Annotated in this window: 1 protein-coding gene; it reads left to right on the forward strand. The window is 58.7% G+C overall.

All coding sequences use genetic code 11. The features are described from left to right. Positions 1-69 precede the first annotated feature (69 nt). Positions 70-1,157, forward strand: a protein-coding gene (locus tag AC07WC_RS17750; RefSeq protein ID WP_495211171.1) for an IS3 family transposase whose coding sequence is annotated in 2 segments (ribosomal slippage) — positions 70-322 and positions 322-1,157 — 1,089 coding nt in all. Because the reading frame shifts where the segments join, the coding sequence is not laid out codon by codon here. Positions 1,158-1,195 lie beyond the last annotated feature (38 nt).

The raw sequence follows: 1,195 nt of genomic DNA on the forward strand, positions 1-1,195 counted from the left end.
GGTAATCCCCCCGCAGGTTAGCCGCAGCCAGAAGTGGAATTTTCTCGTAACCTAATCTGAGGAGATCCCATGAAGAAATCACGATTCACCGACAGCCAGATCATCGCCGTACTCAAGCAGGCCGAGGCCGGCACGCCTGTCCCGGACCTTTGCCGACAGCATGGCATCAGCTCAGCGACGTTCTACAAGTGGCGCAGCAAGTTCGGCGGCATGGATGCGTCCATGGTGTCCCAGCTAAAAGAACTGCAGGACGAGAACCGGCGGCTGAAGAAGATGTACGCCGATGCGCAGCTCAGTGCCGAGCTGCTGAAGGAAGCGCTCTCAAAAAAGTGGTGAGGCCATCTCAGCGTCGCGAGATGGCCAGACGGGCGGTCCAGGCAGGCATCACCAGCATCGTTCATGCGTGCAGGACGTTCGAGGTGAGTCAGACCTGCTACCGCTATCAGGCCAAGGCCTGCCAAGAAAATGCGATCATCGCTGACTGGTTGCTCAGGCTGACCAGCGCCTACCGCGATTGGGGCTTTGGGCTTTGCTTCCTGCACCTGCGCAACGTGAAGGGCTTCGCTTGGAACCACAAGCGCGTGTATCGGATCTATCGCGATTTGGAGCTGAATCTGCGTATCAAGCCGCGCAAGCGCATCGTCCGGGAAGTGCCGGAGCCTTTGACGGTGCCTGAGGCGGTCAACCAGACATGGTCGATGGATTTCATGCACGATCAGCTGGCTGATGGACGCAGCTTCCGGATGCTCAACGTACTGGATGACTTCAACCGTCAGGGACTGGCGATGGAGGTCGACATCTCCTTGCCTGCGGCGCGCGTCATCCGCAGCCTGGAACAGGTCATTCAATGGCGCGGAAAGCCCCGCGCCATACGCTGCGACAACGGGCCCGAGTACATCAGCGAAGCGCTGCAAGCATGGGCCGAGCGGCAAGACATTGCGTTGCTCTACATCCAGCCAGGCAATCCTCAGCAGAACGCCTACATCGAGCGCTACAACCGGACCGTGCGTTACGCTTGGCTTGCCAGCAATCTGTTCAATGACATCGAACAGGTCCAGGACATCGCCACTCGTTGGCTATGGACTTACAATCACGAGCGCCCAAACATGGCGCTCGGCGGCATCACGCCAATGCAGAAGCTTGCACTGGCTGCGTAGTTCCACTTTTGGCGACCGCTAAAAGCGGGGGGATTACC

It is taken from the genome of Stenotrophomonas sp. GW821-FHT01H02A (assembly GCF_059422145.1).